Annotated in this window: 17 protein-coding genes; 8 read left to right on the top strand and 9 right to left on the bottom strand. The window is 72.8% G+C overall.

Going from position 1 to position 20014, the window contains the following annotated elements; genetic code table 11:
• Positions 1-34: 34 nt before the first annotated feature.
• From J8N05_RS30570 to J8N05_RS30560, 3 genes are read left to right on the top strand one after another with little or no spacing between them, the layout of a single operon-like run.
• Positions 35-3592, top strand: coding sequence for an adenylate/guanylate cyclase domain-containing protein (locus tag J8N05_RS30570; RefSeq protein ID WP_210888636.1), 3558 nt, complete (start codon positions 35-37; stop codon positions 3590-3592).
• 6 nt (positions 3593-3598) lie between these two features.
• The gene (locus tag J8N05_RS30565; RefSeq protein ID WP_407699985.1) at positions 3599-4438 is read left to right on the top strand and encodes a S8 family peptidase; all 840 of its coding nucleotides are present in this window, start codon (positions 3599-3601) and stop codon (positions 4436-4438) included.
• Positions 4435-5013, top strand: coding sequence for a GAF domain-containing protein (locus J8N05_RS30560; protein ID WP_210888632.1), 579 nt, complete (start codon positions 4435-4437; stop codon positions 5011-5013). Before J8N05_RS30565 ends, J8N05_RS30560 begins: the two co-directional genes overlap by 4 nt.
• A gap of 198 nt (positions 5014-5211) precedes the next feature.
• Here the strand turns inward: J8N05_RS30560 and J8N05_RS30555 are convergent, their stop codons facing one another.
• The 6 genes from J8N05_RS30555 to J8N05_RS30530 form a co-directional block, all read right to left on the bottom strand.
• Positions 5212-6354, bottom strand: coding sequence for an MsnO8 family LLM class oxidoreductase (locus J8N05_RS30555; RefSeq protein WP_210888630.1), 1143 nt, complete (start codon positions 6352-6354; stop codon positions 5212-5214).
• Between the two features lie 35 nt (positions 6355-6389).
• Positions 6390-6902 carry a flavin reductase family protein gene (locus J8N05_RS30550; RefSeq protein WP_210888628.1) on the bottom strand — a complete coding sequence of 171 codons (513 nt, stop codon included), beginning with the start codon at positions 6900-6902 and terminating at the stop codon, positions 6390-6392.
• Complete coding sequence (locus J8N05_RS30545; RefSeq protein WP_210888627.1) at positions 6899-8005, bottom strand: MsnO8 family LLM class oxidoreductase; 1107 nt, start codon at positions 8003-8005, stop codon at positions 6899-6901. The genes J8N05_RS30550 and J8N05_RS30545 overlap by 4 nt, the downstream gene beginning before the upstream one ends.
• Positions 8002-9441 (bottom strand): MFS transporter, encoded by a 1440-nt coding sequence (locus tag J8N05_RS30540; protein WP_210888626.1) that lies wholly within the window; start codon positions 9439-9441, stop codon positions 8002-8004. Before J8N05_RS30540 ends, J8N05_RS30545 begins: the two co-directional genes overlap by 4 nt.
• Entirely contained in the window at positions 9438-12245 is a 2808-nt protein-coding gene (gene lanKC / locus J8N05_RS30535) for a class III lanthionine synthetase LanKC (protein ID WP_210888625.1), read from the bottom strand. The genes J8N05_RS30540 and lanKC overlap by 4 nt, the downstream gene beginning before the upstream one ends.
• A 102-nt stretch (positions 12246-12347) precedes the next feature.
• On the bottom strand, positions 12348-12542 hold the full coding sequence (locus J8N05_RS30530) for a hypothetical protein (RefSeq protein WP_210888624.1): 195 nt from the start codon (positions 12540-12542) through the stop codon (positions 12348-12350).
• Positions 12543-12766: 224 nt separating this feature from the next.
• On the opposite strand from J8N05_RS30530, the gene J8N05_RS30525 reads away from it, so the two are divergent.
• The 4 genes from J8N05_RS30525 (at position 12767) to J8N05_RS30510 (ending at position 15784) form a co-directional block, all read left to right on the top strand.
• Positions 12767-13231 (top strand): hypothetical protein, encoded by a 465-nt coding sequence (locus J8N05_RS30525; protein ID WP_210888623.1) that lies wholly within the window; start codon positions 12767-12769, stop codon positions 13229-13231.
• Between the two features lie 201 nt (positions 13232-13432).
• The gene (locus tag J8N05_RS30520; RefSeq protein ID WP_210888622.1) at positions 13433-13870 is read left to right on the top strand and encodes a GntR family transcriptional regulator; all 438 of its coding nucleotides are present in this window, start codon (positions 13433-13435) and stop codon (positions 13868-13870) included.
• 46 nt (positions 13871-13916) lie between these two features.
• Positions 13917-14804, top strand: coding sequence for an ABC transporter ATP-binding protein (locus J8N05_RS30515; RefSeq protein ID WP_210890501.1), 888 nt, complete (start codon positions 13917-13919; stop codon positions 14802-14804).
• A complete protein-coding gene (locus J8N05_RS30510; protein ID WP_210888621.1) occupies positions 14801-15784 on the top strand; it encodes an ABC transporter permease in 984 nt (327 codons plus the stop codon). The genes J8N05_RS30515 and J8N05_RS30510 overlap by 4 nt, the downstream gene beginning before the upstream one ends.
• 89 nt (positions 15785-15873) lie before the next feature.
• Here J8N05_RS30510 and J8N05_RS30505 read toward each other — a convergent pair whose 3' ends face one another.
• Together J8N05_RS30505 and J8N05_RS30500 are read right to left on the bottom strand one after the other, a co-directional pair.
• Positions 15874-16326: a VOC family protein gene (locus J8N05_RS30505; RefSeq protein WP_210888620.1), complete on the bottom strand. Its 453-nt coding sequence runs from the start codon at positions 16324-16326 to the stop codon at positions 15874-15876.
• 222 nt (positions 16327-16548) lie between these two features.
• Entirely contained in the window at positions 16549-17721 is a 1173-nt protein-coding gene (locus J8N05_RS30500) for a magnesium and cobalt transport protein CorA (protein ID WP_210888619.1), read from the bottom strand.
• A 159-nt stretch (positions 17722-17880) separates the two neighbouring features.
• On the opposite strand from J8N05_RS30500, the gene J8N05_RS30495 reads away from it, so the two are divergent.
• The gene (locus J8N05_RS30495; protein WP_210888618.1) at positions 17881-19044 is read left to right on the top strand and encodes a winged helix DNA-binding domain-containing protein; all 1164 of its coding nucleotides are present in this window, start codon (positions 17881-17883) and stop codon (positions 19042-19044) included.
• A 130-nt stretch (positions 19045-19174) separates the two neighbouring features.
• Here J8N05_RS30495 and J8N05_RS30490 read toward each other — a convergent pair whose 3' ends face one another.
• Positions 19175-19966 carry a S1 family peptidase gene (locus tag J8N05_RS30490; protein WP_210888616.1) on the bottom strand — a complete coding sequence of 264 codons (792 nt, stop codon included), beginning with the start codon at positions 19964-19966 and terminating at the stop codon, positions 19175-19177.
• Positions 19967-20014 lie beyond the last annotated feature (48 nt).

Here is a 20014-nt window from a genome sequence, read left to right as displayed (position 1 = left end):
CCGTCCGAGAACCGCCAGCCAGGAGGAGTCAGCCATGCGGTGTGCGGCCTGCGACCACGCGATGCCGTCAGGAGCACGCTTCTGCCCGTCCTGCGGCGTGCCCGTCGGCCGCGCGGGCACGGCGGCCACCGCCCCCGCCGAGGAACGCAAGATCGTGACCGTCGTCTTCTGCGATCTGGTCGGCTCCACCGCGCTCTCCGGAGTACTGGACCCGGAGACCCTGCGCACGGTCGTCCTCCGGTACTTCGACCGGATGCGGGCACCGCTGGAGGAGTGCGGGGGCACGGTCGAGAAGTTCATCGGGGACGCCGTCATGGCCGTCTTCGGGGTGCCCGTCACCCACGAGGACGACGCCCGGCGGGCGCTGTCCGCGGCGCTCGCGATGCTCGACGCGGTACACGACCTCAACGAGAACGAACTGCACCCCACCCTGGGCATCCGGCTGGCCGTGCGGATCGGCGTCAACACCGGACCCGCCGTCACGAGCACCGACGTGTCCACCCGGCAGGCCCTGGTCTCCGGGGAGACGGTCAACGTCGCCGCCCGGCTGGAACAGCACGCCGCCGAGGGGGAGGTCCTGATCGGCCCCGAGACCCGGCGGGCGGCCGGCCCCAGCGCCCGCTCCGAGCCGGTCGGCCCGCTGCGGCTCAAGGGGAAGACGGCACCGGTGACCGCGTACCGGCTGCTCGCCGTCGCCGAGGACGACCCGCGGCTCTCGCGCCGTTTCGACGTGCCCCTCGTCGGCAGGACGGCCGAACTCGGCGTGCTGCGGGAGGCATTGAGGGACGTGACCGGGCGGTACGACGCACCGAACGTCCTCGTCGTGCACGGCGAGGCGGGCATGGGCAAGACGCGCCTGGTCCACGAGTGGCTCAGGGACACGGGTCCCGCCTGCGCCCAGGGCTCGGGCCGCTGCCGTCCCTACGGTGAGCACGGAAGCCTCGCACCGCTGGCGGACGCGGTGCGGGAGGTGCTGCGGCACTTCCCCGACCTACGGGATCCGGCCGGAGCCGAGGGGGACACCGACGAGCGCGACGAGATCAGGCAGGCGCTCGCGCTGCTGGCCGGTGGTCTGCTGGAGGACGGCACGCCGAATCCCTCGGTCGACGACACCTGTGCCGCGGCCGGCGACCTGCTGGCCGCGCTCGCCCGCAGACGGCCGGTCGTGCTCGTGGTGGACGACTGCCAGTGGGCCTCGGACGTGCTGCTCGACGTCCTGGGCACACTGGCCGGGGACCTGACCGCCTCGCCCGTGCTGTTCGTCTGCCTGGCCCGTCCGGACCTCCTGGACCGCCGCTCGGACTGGGCGTCGACCGGGCGGGCCACCAGATCGCTGCCCCTGCCCGGCCTGACCGCCGATGAGGCCGCGACCGTCGCGGAGACCCTCATGGAGGTGGGCGCGCACGGTTTCGGCGCGGCCGTCGCCGAGGACACCGCGGCCGGGTCCGGCGTACCCGCGCACGTGCTGGAGGCGGCGGGCGGCAACCCGCTCCACCTGGAGCACCTGGTCGCGGCCGTCGTGGAACACGGGTCCGGCTACCGGGCCCGGGGCGCCGACGGGCTGCCGACCACCCTGCAGGCCCTGCTCGGCGCGCGGATCGGTGCGCTCGGCCGGGCCGAGGGCACCACTTTGGACCTCGCGGCCGTGGTGGGGCGGGAGTTCACCGCGGCCGACGTGGCCGCGCTGGCCGAGCGCGACCAGGACGGCGTGCCCGCCGACGTCCTGGCCGGTGCCCCGGCGGGCGGTGACGCCGTGCCGTCCCTGCGCGGCGGCGTCGAGGCCGCGCTCGTGCGCCTGCGCGGGCACCGGCTCGTGGACACGGCGGACGTGCCGGACGCCCCGGACGGAAGCGGACGGGAGACGCCCGTGCTCCGGTTCAGCAGCGGTCTCCTCCATGAGGTCACCTACCACTCCATGGCCAAGCGCGCCCGGGCCGAGCGGCACGAGCACCTCGCCGCACAGCTCGCCGCCCGGTCGCCGGACGCGGTCGTGAGCGGCGAGGACCGCACGGAGGACCGTGCGACGGAGGGCCGTACGACACAGGACCGTACGGTGGAGGCGGGCGCGGCGATGGCCGGCCACCTGGAGCACGCCCACCGCTACCGGGCCGAACTGGGCATCACCGGACCCCGTACCGAAGCGCTGCGGCGCGCCGCCGCCCACTGCCTGGTCGAGAGCGGCACCCGAGCTCTCGCCCGCTCCGACCTCGCCTGGGCGGACGGCCTCCTGCGCCGGGCCCTCGCGCTGGCCCGGGACGGCGAGCCCGACCGGATCGCCGCCACCCGCGGACTCGGCGAGGTCTGCCTGGCCACCGGTCGCACGGACGAGGGGTGCTCCCTGCTGCGGGACGTCCTGACCGCGCCGGCCCCGCACACCGTCGAGAGCGCGTACGCCGTCGAGAGCGCGTACACCGTCGAGACCGCGCACGCGCGGCTCGCGCTCTCCGTGGTGTCCGCGGACCTCGCGGGCGGCACCCCCGGGGAGGTCGCCCAGCGGACCATGGAGGTCTTCGAACGGGCCGGCGACGAACTCGGCCAGGCCAGAGCAGCCGTCCGGCTCGCACAGGAGCGCCAGTTCGAGGGGCGGCACGAGGCCGCCGACCTCCTCCTGAGCCGCGGTCTTGAGCACGCACGGCGTTCGGGCGCCGAGCCCGAGCGGGCCCTGGCGCTGGGAGCCATGGGCATCTCCCTGTGGCGTGGTCCCGAACCCGTGCCCGGGGCGACGGCCCGCGCGCGGAAGCTGCTCGCCGAGCACGGCGAACAGCGGCCGACGGTCAGACTGACGCTCAACTGCCCGCTGGCGGTGCTGTACGCGCTCGGGGAACGGTGGCAGGACGCGCACACCTGTCTCACCCGCGTACGACGACTCGTGGACGGCCTGGGCTACGCCGAGGGGGCGGTGGTGCTGCCGCTGTTCCACGCCACCGTGGAGGCCCTCGCGGGCGACGAGTGGCACGCCCTGGAACTGCTCGACGAGGGCACCGCCGCCGCGCACGCGCTCAGGGCCGACGGACTGCTGGCCGCGCTGCACCGGGAGTCGGCGCGGCTGCTGCTGGACGCGGGCAGAGTCGACGAGGCGGTGGCCCGCCTGACCGCGACCACCGGTCCGGAGGGTCCGGACGGTCCGGACGGTCCGGACAGCCCGGACAGCCCGGGTGGCCCGGGTGGTCTTGATGGTCCGGGCGCGGCCTCGCCCGACCCGGTGTCACCCGCCTCGGCGTCACCGGCCCGCTCCGACGCAGCCGACCTCGACGGACTGCTGGCCCGCATCGCCGTGGCCGAGGGCCGGCCCGCGGACGCCGTCGCGCTCTCCGAACGTGCCGTGCGCCACGCCGTCGGCACCGACTCGCCGGTCGTCAGGGCGATCGCCTGGCTCGACCGGTCCGAGGTCGTACGGCGGACGGGCCGGGCGGCGCAGGCGCGCGCGGCGGCGGAACGAGCCGTTGCCTGCTTCGAGTCGAAGGGGCATCTGCCCGGTGCGCGCCGGGCCGCGGCGGCCCGCGCCGCCCTCGACACCGCTCCCGCGCGCACCGGCGGCGGCTCCCGCCCCGGTACGGCTCCTCTCCCCGACCGGACACCGAAGGGCCCTTGAATGGACATGGCACAGACGGCGCAGCGCCGCCCCGAACTGGTGTGGAGCCTGCGCGGCAGGCGACCCGAGGACATCGGGGTCACCGCCGACGAGGAGCGCCCCGGGTCGGCACGGGAGGGGGAGGACGCCCGCGGACGCGGTGTCCGCGTGTGTGTCGTGGACTCCGGTGTGGAGGCCGGCCATCCGCTGGTCGGCCGGGTCGACGGCGCCTGGGCCGTGACGAAGGACGAGCACGGGATCGGCGTCACGGAGACCGAGGCCACGGACAGCTGCGGTCACGGCACGGCCTGCGCGGGCATCATCCGCAGGACCGCGCCGGAATGCGAGCTCTACAGCGTGCAGGTGCTCGGCAGGACGTTCGGCGGGACCGGGGAGGTCCTGCTGGCGGGCCTCAGGTGGGCGATCCACGAGGGTTTCGACGTGATCAACCTGAGTCTGTCCACGACCCGGGCACGGTTCGTCGAGGAACTGCGTGCCCTCGCCGACGAGGCGTACTTCCGCCGGACCGTCATCGTCGCCTCCGCCCACAACTCCACGGTGGAGAGCTTCCCCTGGCGGTTCGCGTCGGTGATCTCCGTGGGCAGCCACGCGGAGGACGACCCCGACCTGCACCTCTACAACCCCAGTCCGCCGGTGGAGTTCTTCGCCCCGGGCCAGAACGTCCAGGTCGCCTGGCTCGGCGGCACGACGATCCGTACGACGGGCAACAGTTTCGCGACGCCGTACATCACGGGGCTGTGCGCCCGTGTCCTGTCCCGCCACCGCAGACTGACGAGCTTTCAGCTCAAGAACGCGCTCTATCTTTCCGCGGCCAACGTACACACCGGCATGAGGGGTGCTTCGTGAACGACGACAACGCTGAGACCGACGCGGCGAACGACCTGCTCTCGCAGGAACTCCTGCGGTCCGTGGTCGACGTGGCGCGCGCCATCTTCGGTGCCGCCGCCAGCTCGGTGTTCCTGCTGGACGAAGCGCGGCACGAACTGGTCTTCCAGGCGGTCTCCGGCGAGGGTGAGGACGTACTGGTGGGCCGGCGTTTCCCCGCGAAGAGCGGTGTCGCCGGCTGGGTGGTGATGTCCGGCGAGCCCGTCATCGTGGACGACCTGTCGCACCGCTCCGACTTCGACCGGGCGTTCGCCGAGTCCACGGAGTACGTGCCCGACGCCCTGATGGCGGCCCCGCTGACCCACGAGGACCGGATCCTCGGCGTGCTGGAGGTCCTGGACCCGGCTCCCCAGTCCCGGTCCAGCCTCGACGAGCTGGACCTGCTGGCGCTGTTCGCCCGGCAGGCGGCCTTCGCCCTGCGGGTGGTGCTCGACCGCCGACGGCGGGCACCGGGACCGGACCTCCGCGGCGAGGACCTCGCGGCGGCCCTGCGCATGGCGGAGGACCTCCGCCGCCTGCTGGGAACGTCCACGTAAATGTCCGCCGGGCTGCCGCCGGGTCGTCGACGGCCGCCGACGGATCACCGGGGGCCGCCCGGTGGGGAGGGCGGCGCGGGCCCGTGAAGGGGGCGGCCCCGTGGAGGGCGCGGCCGGAGGTGGCGCAGTCCTCTGCGGGGTGGGTACGGGCCCGTGCAGGCTCGTACCGGCGGCCCCCTCAGTGGGTGAGCCGTCGGTTCAGTGGGTGAGCCGTCGGTCCGGGGCCGTGGTCGGCCGTCGGCCCGGTTCCCGCGGGGGCGTGTGCCGGGCGGCCGCCGCCAGGCGCAGCGTGCGGCAGCGGGCGGCGCCGGTGAGTTCGTACGGCACCAGCATCAGCTCGTCCGCCCCCGACCGGCGGGCCAGCGCGTCCAGTTCGGCGTTCACCTTCGCCGGCGCGCCGAGGACCACCTGGTTCTCGTCCAGGGTCCGGCGGGCCACCTGGAGGGCCCGGGCCGGGGACAGCGTGGTGTCCGCGGCGGCCTCCCGGTACGGGCCGCCCAGCCGCGCCGAGGCGTCGAGGGCCAGCTCCTCGGCCTCCTCGTCGGTCTCCGCGCAGACCACGTTGACCGAGACGACGAGGTACGGCCGCCCGCCCGCCCGTGCCGCCCGGAAGGCGGAGCGGTAGTGGGCCGTCGCCGCCGGCCGGCACTTGGACCGGCCCAGATGATGGCCGTAGGCGAACGGCAGCCCCCGCTCCGCGGCGATCAGCGCGCTCCCCTCCCCGGCGCCCAGGACGTGGACCTCGGGCGGGCTCGCCGGACGGGGCGTCAGCGGCAGCGCGTGGAAACGGTGCCGCTCCGGCCCATGGTCCAGCAGGAAGCCCAGGAGTTCGTCGATCCGCTCCGGGAACCCGGCCGCACCGAGCGGATCACGCCGCAGCGCCGCCTCCATGAGTCCGTCCAGCCGAACGGGCCCGGCCACGGACCGGCCGAGGCCGAGGTCGATCCTCCCGGGGTGCAGCGCCTGGAGGGTGGCGAACTGCTCGGCGACCGTCAGGGGCGGGTGGTTGGGCAGCATGACCCCGCCCGACCCCACCCGGATCCGTTCGGTCCGCGCCGCGATGTGCGCGATCAGCACGCCGGGTGCACCGCTCGCGGTCCGGTGCGAGGAGTGGTGCTCGGCGACCCAGAAGCGCGCGTATCCGTACGCGTCGGCCGTCTCCGCGGTGTCCACCATGTCCTGGAAGGACAGCTCGGCCCCGGTCTCCGGGAGGCGGCCCCCGAGTTCGAGCACGGACCGGGGCACGGGCGGGACGGTCGGGACGGTCGGGACGGGCAGGGCGGGCGGGACGGTCGGGTCCGGAGCGTCCGCGTCCTCGGTCATCGGTTCGGCCACGCTCATGCTTCGCTCCGGGGTGTGGGGTGGACGGGGTCGGGTCACGGCCGGAAGGCTCCCGCGAAGTACGTCAGGGGCTCGCCAGGGGTGCCGCGGGCGAGGTCGCGTACCTCGCCGAGCAGGATGGAGTGGTCCCCGCCGTCGTACACGGCGGCCAGGGAGCACTCCAGCCAGGCCAGCGCGCCCGTGAGCAGCGGCGCCCCGGTGACGCGCCCGGTGAACGCGTCGACCGTCTCGAACGCGCCGGGTCCCCGCGGCCGGTGGCGGTCCGCGAAGTACCGGGCCACGTGGTCCTGGCCGGAGCGGAGGATGGAGACCGCGAAGTGCCGCTCCGCGAGCACGGTCGTGTGCAGGGCCGCGGTGCGGGCCACGCAGACCAGGACGAGCGGGGGGTCGAGCGAGACCGAGGTGTAGGAGTTCGCCGTCATCCCCTGAGGGAGGTCCCGCCCGGCGCTGACCACGGTCACGCCGGTCGCGAACTGCCCGAGCACCGCGCGCAGGGTGTCCCGGGTGGCGGTGGCGGTGCCCGGTGCGAGGGACGGGGTGTTCCTCATCGGCGGGCCGCCGCCCGGTGGGCCGGTGGTGCCACGCGGACCCGTGCCGTGAGGCGCAGCGTACGGGCGCGCGCCTGCCCGGTGAGTTCGAAGGGCGCGATCATCAGCTCGTCCGCGGCGAACCGGGCGGCCAGCGCCGCCAGTTCGGCCGCGACCTTCGCGGGGGCGCCGTGCACCACCTGGTACTCGTCGAGGGTCCGGCGGGCCAGGTGGTCCTCCCGGGCGGGGGACGACGGGCCCAGGGGCGCGGCGTCGCCGGAGCGCGCGGCCACGTGGGCGGCGGTCCGCAGGGCCAGCGACTCGGCCAGCTCGTCGGTCTCGGCGCACACCACATGGACCGAGACGGCGAGGTGGGGCCGGGTGCCGTCCTGCCCGGGGTGGTCCGGGTCCGGCCGGAACGCCGCCCGGTAGCCCTCCACGGCCTCCGGGCGGCAGACGGCGCGGCTGAGGTGGTGGCCGTAGACGAAGGGCAGTCCGCGTTCCCCGGCGAGGCGGGCGCTGGTCGTGCCCGCGCCCAGGACGTGGACCTCGGGCGGGGTGGCGGGACGCGGTGTCAGCGGCAGGGAGTGGTAGCGGTTGCGGTCCGGGCCCCTGCCGAACAGGACGCCCAGCAGTTCGTCGATCTGGGCGGGGAACCCGGTACCGGCCCCGGGAGCGCGCCGCAGGGCCGCCTCCAGCAGCCGGTGGGCTTCGGTGCTGCCGTCGGAAGGGCGGCCGATGCCCAGGTCGACGCGCCCGGGGTGGAGGGTCTGCAGGGTGGCGAACTGCTCGGCGACCGTGTACGGCGGGTGGTTGGGCAGCATCACCCCGCCCGACCCCACCCTGATGCGCTCGGTCCGCGCCGCGATGTGCGCGATCAGTACGGCGGGGGAGCTGCTGACGCCCGTACGCACGGCGTGGTGCTCGGCGACCCAGAAGCGCCGGTAGCCGTGCGCCTCCGCGGTCCTGGCCGTGTCCACCACGTCCCGGACCGCCTGCTCGGCGGTCGTCCCGGCCGCATGGCCGCCCCGTTCCAGCGCGGAGAGCGGCAGGGACGGTCCGGCGGGGTCCGTGGACTCGTCGGGGTCCGCGGACCGCGGCACGCGCGGGGAGGTCGTGGTCATACGTCACTCCGGGTGGGCTCTTGGGGAGCGATGGGGGCGGGAGTCGGCGTCGGCAGGGTGAAGGCCAGGAGCGCGAGCACCAGGTAGGAGACCGCCAGGACGAGGGCGGTCACCGGCAGCGAGTAGGCGGTCAGCAGCAGCGCGGCGGCCAGCGGCGCGCAGGGCTGGAGCAGTTGGACGACGAAGTCGTTGGCGGTGGTGACGCGGCCGAGGATCTCCTGGGGGACCGAGGTGGCCATGACGGAGACGACGGCCGCGTTGATCGCCGGGACCAGCAGGGACATCGCGGAGAACGCGGCGACGAACGCGAGGGTGCTCCCGCTGAGCCACGCGAGCGTCAGGAGCGCGCCGGCGGCCGCCGGTCCGGAGGCGACGAGGACCGGCAGTGGCAGTCTGCGCTGGAGCGAGGGGGCGGCGAGCGAGCCCAGCAGCCCCGCCAGGGCCGCGCTGCTGAACGCGTAGCCGACGGCCGCGGCTCCACCGGGCCGGTCGCCCACTCCGAGCATGAGGGCGGAGCCGAACATGCTGAAGACCACGGTCATACCGCTGAAGAAGACGGTGGAGCGGCGCAGGAACGGGTCGTGCGCCAGGTGCCGGAAGCCGATGGTCAGCCGGTCCCGGAACCCTGCCGCCGGCGCCGGCGCCGGCGCCTGCCGCACCGGCTCCGGACCGGGCGGCGCGGTCGAGGCAGGCGGCGCAGGCGGGACCACGGATCGTTCCGGTATCGCGGATCGTTCCGGTGCCACGGAGGATTCCGGTACCACGGAGGGTTCCGGTACCACGGACGGTTCCGGTACCGCGGGGTTCTTGGGCGGCGCGGTCGCCGCCCGTTTGCGCGGCACCATGGCGGCGACGCAGAGCGCCGACGCCAGGAAGGTGACCGCGTCGACCGCGAAGGGCAGCGCGGGGTACACCCCGATGAGCAGTCCGCCCGCCGCGGGGCCCGCCATCGACACCCCGTAGGCGCGGGCCTGGTTCAGTGACACCGCGACGGGGATCTGCTCGCTGCTGACGACGCGCCGGATCAGCTGGAACTGCGACGGCTTGAACACCTCCATGGCGCTCGCGGAGACGATGACCGCGACGATCGCGAGCCACATCGGCAGGGGCCCCGCGAGCAGGAACAGGGCCACGGCCGCGGAGACCGCGAGGCGGACGAGGTCGCAGGCGATCATGAGCCTGCGCTGGTCATGGTGATCGCTCAGTATCCCGGCCGGGATGCGGACCAGCAGGCCGGTGACGGCCACCACCGTGGTCACCGCGGCCACGGAGGTGGGGGGATGCCCCCCGGCCAGCAGGACGAGCGGCAGCGCCACTCCGGCCATCGAGGAGCCGAAGCCCGACAGCGTCTGCCCCACCCACAGCAGCCGGAACCGCCGGTTGTGGCGCAGCACCGAGGTCCGCCCCCCGTCCGCCCGCACGGCCTCGGTGGTCACGAGCCGTCCTGCGGGGCGGGTCGCACGCCGGTCAGCAGGTCGTCGAGGAGGAAGTTCCGGTTGGTGCGCCGTCCCGGGGCGGCGTGCCGGACCCGGTCGAGGAACAGGGCCACGCCCGCCGAGCCGGTCGCGAGGTCGCAGGATTCCCGCAGCGACTGCTCTCCGGGGAAGACGACGCCCTCGGGGCGCCGCAGGGTGTGGCGGAGCACCGCCTCCGCCGCCCGCTGCGCGTCGCCGAGGAGTTCCGGGTCGCCGAGGAACTCGTACGCGTCCAGGAGTGTGTTGCCCAGGCCGCTGATGCCGTGGAAGAGCTGGGGGAGACCGGTGTACTTGCGGCGGACGTCGGGGAGGACGCGGTCCACCTCCTTGCGCAGCCGGTCCTCGCCGGTGACGTCCCAGTAGCGCAGCAGGGTGGTCAGCACGCCGGCCGTGCCCGCGTCCCAGTAGTGGCGCCGTACCCGCGGGCCCTCGCTCTGTGCGTACGACGGGAAGGACAGCACTCCGCTGGTCGAGTGGATGGGGTGGGAGAGGTCGAACTCCAGCGCCGCGAGGCCGAGGTCGAGCAGCCGTCCGTCGCCGGTGGCCCCGTGCAGGGCGAGCAGGAACATGGCGACGCCGGACGCGCCGTAGCCGTAGCCGACCGGGACCCGGTCGGCCGAGTCGGGCCAGTGCGCCCGGCCGTCCTCCCAGCGGGCCTCCGCCGTCAGGCGGTCGCCGATCGCGACGGCGCGGTCGAGGAACTCCTGCTCCCCGTGGTCGCGCCACAACCGCAGACAGGCCATGCCGTGGCCCGCCGCACCGGTCAGCACGCCGGGCTCGGCGTGCAGCAGCGGATGCCCGCCGGCCTCGCGCAGCAGCCGGACCGCCTGGTCCCGGTGGCCCAGCGCGGACAGCGACCAGGCCACACCGGCCGAGCCGTAGTAGAGGCCGGGGGGCAGCGCGGAGTGGTCGGTCGGCCGGCGCAGGGTCCAGGAGAGAAGGGCGTCGGGAATCTCGTGGCCCAGGGTGTGCATCGCGTACAGGCCGCCGTGCGCGCCGTGGGCTAGGGACAGCGGGTTGGTCTCGAAGACCAGGACGTCGGCGGGCAGGAGCCGGTCCTCGCGTTCGACGGTCGCGGTCCCCTTCATGTAGTCGACGACGCCGTCGAGCACTTCGGTGATCCGCTCGTGCAGGTCGGCGCTGCGTTCCGGTTCGGGCCGCAGCCGGTGGGCGAGCGGCGGCGGCCGGCGCCAGGCGGTGTCGAACGGCAGCTCGGCCATCCGCCGGCGGAGCACGGCCGGGTCGGGCAGCTCCTCGTCCTCGCTGTAGAGGTCGCTGATCAGGGAGGTGAGTTCGGCGGGCAGGTCGAGGTCCCGGGCCACCTCGGCCATCAGGCCCAGCGGGAGTGCGTGGTCGACCATGTCGTTCTGCTGGCAGGCGATCAGGGTCGCCAGCATCAGGCCGCCGAGCGCGTAGTAGTCGGTGCGGCGGTCGCCGTGCCTGGCGGCCAGGGCGCGCCGGGTGACCATTCCCGGGGTCATGAGTCCCGCTCCGGGGGCGCCGCCCTCGTGGAAGGCGGACTCCAGGTCGATGACGCGGACGCGATCGTCCGGTGTGACCATGACGTTGGTGGGGGACAGGTCGCCGAGGACGATGCCGCGCTCGTGGCAGAGCGCGATGGCGTCGGCGAGCTGCAGCCACACCCGCTGCAGGCGCTGGTAGTAGGCGGTCAGCCGCTCGGGCGACAGGTCGAGCTCGAACACGGGGTTCTCGGTGGTGACGATCAGCCCCAGATGGCTGTCCCCCACCCATTCCTCGACGAGGTAGGAGTGCTCCCACTGCCGGAAGAAGTCGAGGGGGCGGACGAAGAACCCGCTGTCGGCCAGTTCCGTCAGCAGGTCGTACTCATGGCGCAGCAGTACGACCGCGTCGAGGCCGTCGGGCCCGACCTCCACGCCGGGGCGGGCCTCGCGCAGCACGACGTCGGCGCCGGTGACGGTGTCCACCGCGCGGTAGATGCCGCCGCGGTTGCTGAAGGCGATGGCGCCCTCGATCTCGTACCGGCCGTTCAGTACGCGCTTCGCCGCCGGCGTGTCCGGTTCCTGCGGGGTCCCGGCCTCCTGCGGGGTCGCGGCTTCCTGCGAGGTCTCGGCTACCTGCGGGGTCCCGGCGGGGGGCGGGCCCTCGCCGGTCACGGGATCCGTGGTCCACTCCGGCATGGACCAGTACGGGGTGCGGGTGTCGCGGACGAGGGCCCCGTCGGGCGACTCGATCAGCAACTCCCGTACGCCCAGGGGCTGGAGCCGGAACCTGGTGGTGAATCCGCCGTAGCGGTACGAGACGACGCGGGAGCCCGGGTAGCGGCGGTCCGACAGGACGTAGGGGCCCTCGCAGCCCCGCAGCGCGCCGGTGAGCGCGCGGGCGACGTCGTGGAAGGACGTGACGTCGGGCGGGTACACGGTGATGAACTTGCCGCTGGCCGTGCGGGAGAAGGACTTGCTGTTCAGCTCGCGCACCTCGGCGGGGTCGATCAGGAACTTGAAGCGCACGCCCGCGTCGCGCAGCACGGGCAGGCTGCGGCGCAGGGTCTCGGCGCTGGTCCGCGAGGTGGCGGAGACGTGGAGTTTCCAGCCCTGGCCGAGTTCGGGCGCGCCGGGCGGGTCCGCGACGAGCCAGTGTCCGTGGCGCCGCAGCCGCCAGTCCACCGGCATCGCCGCACGGAACTCGGTCAGATGGGCGCTGCCGGGCTGGCGGCGGACGGGGTCCTCGAACCAACGGGGGTCATACCTCAGGTAACGCAGCATCGTGTTCCAGGGGAGCTGCATGCCTACGGGTCCTTTCTCGTCCGCGTCCGGCTACCGGGCTCGACCGCCGGCCGGGCCGGTGGTCCACCACGGCCCGGCCGGCGCCGTACTACTGGGGGTGCGTCACGAGCAGAGCGAGCCGGCGCAGGAACTGCAGCTGCCCGCCGCCGGGTCGTCGATGACCCCGGTCTGCGACGCGTCCTCGATGCCCTGCAGGCCCAGGACCGCCTCCGCGGAGTGCGCCTCGACCTCCGGCTCCTCCTGGGACTGCGCGTCCTCGACGACCTCTTCGGGGGTGGGTTCGATGTCCTCGGCCATGGTGGTCCTCCGATGGGTTTCACGGGCCGTCCGGCGATCGCCGACCGGCCCCACCGAAGCTAGGCGCGGCCAATTGGGGATCGGTGAACCACCGGTATGCAAGTGGTATGTGAGCCCGGGAACGGCCCCGTGGCCCGGCCCCGGCGGGCATCGACGGGCTTCCCGAGGGAAGGCGACGGGTGCTTGTTCAGGGTCTGTCCCCTCCGTCGGCCAGGGAGTGCTTCATGCTTGAGATCAAACGGGAACGTGCCTTCGGACGCGCCTACCAGGTCTTCTCGGAGGGCGTGCCGGTCGCGCGATGGTCCGCCCGCACCTGGAGGTCGGGCGGTCATGTCGAGCTGGCGGGCGAGGTCTTCGAACTGCGCTCCTCCAACTGGGGACGCTCCTTCCACATGCTCGCGGGAGAAACGGGAGGGCCGGTCCGGGCCGAGGCGCACCGGTCCGGCAGGCGGTGGCACATCACCGACGGGGAGGCCGAGTACGAGCTGACCCGCCCGTCGGCCCTGCGTGGAAAGCGGCAGTTGATCCGAGGCAAGAGCGTCCTCGGTGAATTCCGGCGCGGCCGGTTCGGCAGCGGGCTGATGGCCGACCTCACCGATGTGCCGCTGCCTCTTCAGGTCTTCGCGGGCCTGGTGGTCCTGTCGTTGCAGCAGCGCCAGGACGCGGCCGCCGCGGCGTCCAGCGGCTGACCGGAGCGGCACCGCCCACACCTGCGTGAGCCCCCTCGCCGGCCGTCCGTCCCGGCGGGCGCGGGGGTTGCCGCCCGTCCTGCGGGAGAGCGAATCCCGAGTACGTCCGGCGGCCGAAATCCTGCCCGGGAAGCCCCTCCGGCGACCGTTGACAACCACCCGCGCACTCCTCCATCATCATTCCACTAATCAAGTAGTGGAATGGTGGTGGTAGTCATGGAGTTCCGCATCGACAGGCGGAACGGAGTCCCTGCCTTCCAGCAGATCGTGCAGCAGACCAAGCAGGCCCTGCGGCTGGGCGTACTGGTGCCGGGCGACCGGCTGCCGACCGCCAAGGAGGTCGCCGAGGTCAGCGCGGTCAACCCGAACACCACCCTCAAGGCGTACCACGAGCTGGAGCGTGAGGGCCTGGTCGAACCGCGCCCCGGCAAGGGCACGTTCGTACGCCGCACGCTGGCCCGCCCCTCGGCGGGCATCGACTCACCGCTGTACGGGGAGCTGGTGGCGTGGGTGTCCCGGGCGGCCGAGGCGGGCCTGGAGCAGGAGGACGTGGCCGCGCTGGTCGCGTCGGCCATGGAGAAGCAGTACGCCACCGGTACGGCGACGACGGCCACGACGACGAGGAGCACGGGTGAGTGACGGTACGCACACGGGGGAGCCGGCGCTTGAGGCGCACGGTCTGGGGATGCGCCACCGGCGGGGATGGGCGCTGAAGGACTGTTCCTTCCGGCTCCCGGCAGGACGGATCTGCGGTCTGGTCGGTCCCAACGGGGCGGGCAAGACCACGCTGTTGAGCATCGCGGCCCGCGTTCTGGAGCCGACGCAGGGCACACTAGGCCTGTTCGGCGCGGCCCCGGGGCCGGTGGACCCGGGGCGCACCGCGTTCCTCGCCCAGGAGAGGCCCCTGTTCCGCCGGTTCACCGTGGCGGAGACCCTGCGGCTGGGGCGGGAACTGAATCCGGGCTGGGACCAGCGCGCCGCCGAGGACATCGTCCGAGCGGGCGATGTGTCCTTCGACGCGAAGATCAGCACCCTCTCCGGCGGCCAGCGCACCCGCGTCGCCCTGGCCCTCGCGCTCGGCAAGCGCCCCGATCTGCTGCTGCTCGACGAGCCGATGTCGGACCTCGACCCGGTCGCGCGTAAGGAACTGATGGGGACCGTCCTCGCCGACGCTGCCGAGCGCGGCACCACCGTCCTGATGTCCACCCACGTCCTGGCCGAACTGGAGAACCTGTGCGACTACCTCGTCGTCCTCTCCGGCGGCTCGGTACGCCTCGCAGGTGACGTGGACGAGCTGCTGTCGGTGCACACCATGGTCACCGGTGCCACGGAGGGCGAGGGTCTGCCCGCCTCCCTCGCACACCACTCCCTCGTCGAGTCCCGTATCAGCGGACGGCAGTTCACCGCTCTGATCCGCCCGGAGGGGCCGGTCGCCGGCCCCGGGGAGACGGACAGCCCGAGCTTGGAAGAGCTCCTGCTCGCCTATCTCCGCTCACCCGACGCACCCCCTCTGATCACCCCCACCGCCCAGGTCCAGGACCAGGCGTACACCACCCGGACGGTGGCAGCATGAGCTCTCTCGCCGGCACCCCGACGACGACCGGGTCCGAGGCCACGGGCAGCACGGGCAGCAGGGGCACCACGGGCTCGGGCCAACTTCCCCAGCTCCTCAAGGGCATGTGGTGGCTGGCCTGGCGCCAGCACCGGGCCGTGTTCTGGACCGTCCTCGGCGCCTGCGCGCTCGCCGTGGCGTTCATCGTCTTCCAGCGCTCCCAGCTGCACGTCAGCGGCTACGCCTCCGTGTCCACGGGACTGCGGCTGATGCCGATCCTGCTCGGTGTCCTGCTCGGTGCCCCGCTGTTCGCCGGCGACCTGGAGAACGGCACCGCCAAGCTGGTCGTCACCCAGTCCGTGGACCGTACCCGCTGGCTGACCACGAAACTGGCCCTGACCGCGCTGGTGGTCGTGGTGAGCACGGTCGCGCTGTCGGCCGCGTTCGGCTGGTGGTGGAACCTCTACAAGTCCGAGGTCACGGCCTATGAGTGGACCTCCGAATCCACCTTCAACAACACGGGACCCGTGCCCGTCGCCCTCGCCCTCTTCTGCGTCTTCGGCGGGGTGGCGATCGGCGTGGTGCTGCGCCGCACGCTGATCGCCATGGTGGTCACCCTCGGGTTCACCGTGCTCGTCCAGCTCGTCTGGTCCCACTTCCTGCTGTCGCTCGGCAACGTCGTCACGGCCACGACGAGCAACGGCGTCATGACGGAAGCCGCGATCCAGGCGTTGCCCACAGGCGCGTACCAGATGGACGGGCAGCCCCCGTACCTCACCGGCGACGGGAAGCTCCTCGGCTGGGGCACTTGTGCGGACGCGCAGACAGCGCAGGCACAAGAGGCGTGCCTGCGGAAGGCCGACGTCGTGGGCTGGTCGGTCGACTACCTGCCGATCTCCCAGATGAACGGCATGCAGTGGCTCGGCGCGTCCATCCTGCTGGCCCTGACGGCCGCCGTCACGGTGTTCCTCTTCTTCTGGGGCCGCAAGCGCCTCACCTGAGACCCACCGCGAGCGACGGCCACTGCCCCTTCGCAGGCGATGCGGTACGAGTCCTCCGTATCGCGTCGCCCGCCAGGAGGCATGCCGGCTCAACTGCCCAGAAGGTCACTCTCTATCAGCTCCACGACCGGCCCGTGCGCCAGGCCGTCCAGATAGACGAAGCGGGTCTGATCGGCGATTGCCGCGTCGAAGGAAACGCGTGGCTCCTCGCCTGTCTCGCGCAACGCGTCGAGGTGTTGGTCGATGCTCCCCACGACGTAGGCCAAGTGGTGGACACCCTCTCCGTTCGTCTCCAGGAACTCCGTGTACGGAGAGCGCCCGGAGAGCGGCTGGATCAGTTCGATCTCCGAGGCGCCGGTGCTGAGGAAGCCGTAGCGGGCCGAGCAGGAGACCTCGTGTCCGTGGAACCTGGCCGTGGGGAAGTGGAGATCCATCACCCTTTCCACGGCGACGGACCACCGTCGTTCATAGTCGGCGGCGGCACGGTCGAGGTCCGCCACCACGATGCCCACGTGCAGCAGCGGAGGAAGGGAAACAGACATGACGATCTCCTGATCGGACTCATGACACGACGGCGTGTCCGGTTCGCTCGGCATCTGCCCAACTCTGCACGTACGGCGCAGCCCGTGCGTCGGACCGACGGACGAAGCCACCATGGGCCGAAAGCCGGACGACATGTTCGACTTTGGTCCAGGGGCATCCACCTCTGGTCTGATCCATCGCGGTGCGTGCGCGGGGTACTGGCCAGGTGCGACGGCCCGCCTCTAGAGCCAGTCGCGGCGCTTGAAAATCACGTACAAGCTGCCGCAGACAACCCCCATCAAGCCGATCGCGAAGGGGTATCCGAGGTTCCAGCCCAGCTCAGGCATGTGCTCGAAGTTCATGCCGTAGATCGTGCCGACGAGGGTCGGGGCGAAGAGGATGGCGGCCCATGAGGAGATCTTCTTGATCTCCTCGTTCTGTTCGAAGCCCGCCTCCGCCAACGCCCGCATCTCCGCGTTCTGTTGCTGGGTGACCAGGGTGGCGTTGACCGTGAGGATGTCCGTGAGGGCCTGGCGGAAGCCGTCCACGCGCTCGCTGGTGTGGGTGACGTGGTCGGCGACGTCGCGGAGGTAGCGCTGGAGTTCGTCGTCGGTGCCGTACTTGGCGAAGCCCGCCATCAGGCCGTGCAGCATGCCGACCAGGGGGCGGGTGGCGCGCTGGAACTCGACCATCTCGCGGGAGAGTTCGTAGATGCGGCGCGAGACCCAGGGGTCGCCGCCGAAGACCTCGGTCTCGATCTCGTCGATGTCGTTCTGGACGCCGGAGACGACCGGTGCGTAACCGTCCACCACCGCGTCGAGGATGGCGTAGAGCACCGCCTCGGGGCCGAGGCTCAGGAGTTCCGGGGTCTCCTCCATGCGGCGTCGTACGGCGGAGAGGTCGGGGGCGGCGCCGTGCCGGACCGTGATGAGGAAGTCGGGGCCGAGGAACACGTGCAGTTCGCCGAAGTCGACCTCCTCGGACGCGTCGAGGTAGCGGGCCGCGCGCAGGACGACGAACAGCGTGTCCCCGTACCGTTCCAGCTTCGGCCGCTGATGGGCCTCCATCGCGTCCTCGACGGCGAGCGGATGAAGGTCGAACTCGGCCGCCAGGGACAGGATCTCCTCCTCCGTGGGACGGGCGAGCCCGATCCACGCCATGTCGTCCGGCTGCTCGCGCAGCTCACGGAAGGTCTCCGCGAGGGTGGCGGGGTTCGCGACCCGCACACCGTCGCGGTAGAGCGCCGCCTGTACGACGCTGTCGGGCTCCACCGCGTCCGTCTTCGCGTCGGCCGCGGCGGGGCCGGGCGCCGGAGGGTCCGTGGGGGCCTCGGTGGCCGGAGCCGCGGCGCGTCGCCAGATCGGCTTCCGGTTGCCCTTGCCGGTGGGTACGGGGCGGGCTCGGCGCTCCGGCATCGCGGCTGCCTCCGTGTCGTACGTGTCGCACGCCTGTTCCGTCGTGCGTCTTGTCGATCACCGGCAGGATATACGGGTCACCCGGCCGCAGCGGCTCGGCACGATTCCCGGCACGATTGCGGACAGAAGGTGTCCGCAGGGGCCGGTAGCGTGCCGGACATGACGAAGACCTCGACCGCTCCCGTGCTGAGCGTCCGCGAGCTGAACCGTGCGACCCTCGCCCGGCAGTTGCTCCTGCGCCGGGCCACCCTGTCCGCGAAGGACGCCGTCGAACACCTCGTCGGCCTCCAGGCGCAGAACGTGAAGCCTCCGTACCACGCGCTCGCCGCCCGCCTGGAGGGCTTCACGCCGGAGGAGCTGTCCGCCGCCATGGAAGCGCGGGAGGCCGTCCGCATCGTGACGATGCGGTCCACCATCCATACCCACACCGCGGACGACTGCCTGACGCTGCGGCCGCTCGTACAGGCCGCCCGGGAAAGGGAGTTGTACGGTTTTCGCAAAGGGCTCGCCGGGGTCGACCTCGACCGGCTCGCCGCTATCGGCCGGGAGCTCGTCGAGTCCGAACCGCGCACGATGAAGCAGTTGCGGGAGGCGCTGCTCGTCGAGTGGCCGGACGCCGATCCGGCGGCCCTCGCGATCGCCGCCCGCTGTCGGCTGCCGCTCGTCCAGGTCACCCCGCGCGGACTGTGGGGACGCAGCGGCCAGGTCGCGCTCACCACCGCCGAGCACTGGCTCGGCAGGCCGTCCGAACCGGCTCCCGCACCCGACGCCACCGTCCTGCGCTACCTCGCCGCCTTCGGGCCCGCCTCCGTCAAGGACATGCAGACCTGGGCCGGACTGACCCGGCTGCGCGAGGCCTTCGAACGGCTGCGGCCGCAGCTGGTCACCTTCGCCGACGAGCACGGCGTCGAGCTCTTCGACCTGCCGGACGCGCCCCGCCCGGACGCCGACACACCGGCCCCCGCGCGTCTGCTGCCCGAGTTCGACAACCTGCTCCTCTCGCACGCCGACCGCTCCCGGGTGGTGTCCGCCGACTACAAGGGCCGTACCTGGCGGGGCAATCAGGCCTACCCGACGCTGCTCGTCGACGGGTTCCTGGCGGGCGTGTGGCGGCTGGAGGAGACCGGTGGACGGGCCGTGCTTACCGTCGAACCCTTCGGCACGCTCACGGACCGGCAGCGCGCCGAGGTGACGGGGGAGGCGGCGCGGCTGCTGACCGTGCTGAGCGGATCGCCGCAGTCGCCGTCGCCGTCATCGGTCTCGGCTTCGCCCTCGGCCTCGGCCTCGTACGACATTCGGTTCGGGACCGTTGTACGAGGCTGACGGCGGCGGGTGCCCGGGGGAGGCGCCGGACATGTGGATAGGAGGCGTTGCGGGCCGCTCGTGGAGGCCCGCAACGCCCCCTGGCTCTACCTGAGTTGACCTCAGGGAGTATTCGGGGCCGATCCCTCGGCTAGGAGTTGACCTGCGTGGTCACCAGGCTGGAGAACGTGGTCAGGCGGGTGTAGACGCCCGGGTAGCCCGCGTCCGCGCAGCCGTAGCCCCACGAGGTGATGCCGGCGAGCTTGCCGCCGATGATGAGCGGGCCGCCGCTGTCGCCCTGGCAGGTGTCCACGCCGCCGGAGGTGTAGCCCGCGCAGACCATGTCGGAGGAGATGTACGAGGAGCCGTACGCCGACGAGCAGGTCGAGTTGGACACGGTCGGGACCGTGGCCGTGCGCAGCTGGTTGGAGGACGAGCCGCCCGAACTGGTGGTGCCCCAGCCGAGGATGCGGGCCGTGGTGCCGGCCGTGTACAGGCTGGTCTCCGACGCGGAGACGTAGCTGATCGGCGTGTACGGCATCGACGTCGACAGGGTCAGGACGGCGACGTCGTCACCCTCCTCGGCGTCCGTGTAGCTGGGGTTGATCCATATCTTGCTGACCCGGGCGACAGTGCCGTCGGTGCCGTTGCGGTACGTACGGCCGCCGACCACGCGGACGCTGCTCGTGGTCTCGCCGACCATGCAGTGGGCTGCGGTGACGACCTTGGTGGCCGACACCAGGGTGCCGCCGCAGAACTGGCTCTGCGAGGCGGTGGTGATCTGCATGACGTACGGGTACGTGGCGGCCGTGGTCGTCGTGCCGCCGACGATGGGGGCGGGGGCGGCACTTGCGGTGGTCGCGCCGAGAAGACAGGTGGTCGCGGCGGCGGCGACGGCCGCGGTGACGGCGGCGGCCTTCTTGGCAAAGGTGAGCCCGAACATGGATCTCCTCAGGAGTGCCGGTGGGGGGTGCACTGTGGGGTGGTGCGT

It is taken from the genome of Streptomyces liliiviolaceus (assembly GCF_018070025.1).
Taxonomy (GTDB): Bacteria; Actinomycetota; Actinomycetes; order Streptomycetales; family Streptomycetaceae; genus Streptomyces; species Streptomyces liliiviolaceus.
Note: the sequence above shows the minus strand (reverse complement) of the source record. Positions and strands in the feature narration are given on the sequence as shown.

What these genes read in the sequence shown, in the direction of transcription:
- J8N05_RS30570 (WP_210888636.1), top strand. Translation starts at nt 35, where the DNA reads ATGCGGTGTGCGGCCTGCGACCACGCGATGCCGTCAGGAGCACGCTTC.
- J8N05_RS30565 (WP_407699985.1), top strand. Translation starts at nt 3,599, where the DNA reads ATGGCACAGACGGCGCAGCGCCGCCCCGAACTGGTGTGGAGCCTGCGC.
- J8N05_RS30555 (WP_210888630.1), bottom strand. Translation starts at nt 6,354, where the DNA reads ATGAGCGTGGCCGAACCGATGACCGAGGACGCGGACGCTCCGGACCCG.
- J8N05_RS30550 (WP_210888628.1), bottom strand. Translation starts at nt 6,902, where the DNA reads ATGAGGAACACCCCGTCCCTCGCACCGGGCACCGCCACCGCCACCCGG.
- J8N05_RS30545 (WP_210888627.1), bottom strand. Translation starts at nt 8,005, where the DNA reads ATGACCACGACCTCCCCGCGCGTGCCGCGGTCCGCGGACCCCGACGAG.
- lanKC (WP_210888625.1), bottom strand. Translation starts at nt 12,245, where the DNA reads ATGCAGCTCCCCTGGAACACGATGCTGCGTTACCTGAGGTATGACCCC.
- J8N05_RS30530 (WP_210888624.1), bottom strand. Translation starts at nt 12,542, where the DNA reads ATGGCCGAGGACATCGAACCCACCCCCGAAGAGGTCGTCGAGGACGCG.
- J8N05_RS30525 (WP_210888623.1), top strand. Translation starts at nt 12,767, where the DNA reads ATGCTTGAGATCAAACGGGAACGTGCCTTCGGACGCGCCTACCAGGTC.
- J8N05_RS30520 (WP_210888622.1), top strand. Translation starts at nt 13,433, where the DNA reads ATGGTGGTGGTAGTCATGGAGTTCCGCATCGACAGGCGGAACGGAGTC.
- J8N05_RS30515 (WP_210890501.1), top strand. Translation starts at nt 13,917, where the DNA reads ATGCGCCACCGGCGGGGATGGGCGCTGAAGGACTGTTCCTTCCGGCTC.
- J8N05_RS30510 (WP_210888621.1), top strand. Translation starts at nt 14,801, where the DNA reads ATGAGCTCTCTCGCCGGCACCCCGACGACGACCGGGTCCGAGGCCACG.
- J8N05_RS30505 (WP_210888620.1), bottom strand. Translation starts at nt 16,326, where the DNA reads ATGTCTGTTTCCCTTCCTCCGCTGCTGCACGTGGGCATCGTGGTGGCG.
- J8N05_RS30500 (WP_210888619.1), bottom strand. Translation starts at nt 17,721, where the DNA reads ATGCCGGAGCGCCGAGCCCGCCCCGTACCCACCGGCAAGGGCAACCGG.
- J8N05_RS30495 (WP_210888618.1), top strand. Translation starts at nt 17,881, where the DNA reads ATGACGAAGACCTCGACCGCTCCCGTGCTGAGCGTCCGCGAGCTGAAC.
- J8N05_RS30490 (WP_210888616.1), bottom strand. Translation starts at nt 19,966, where the DNA reads ATGTTCGGGCTCACCTTTGCCAAGAAGGCCGCCGCCGTCACCGCGGCC.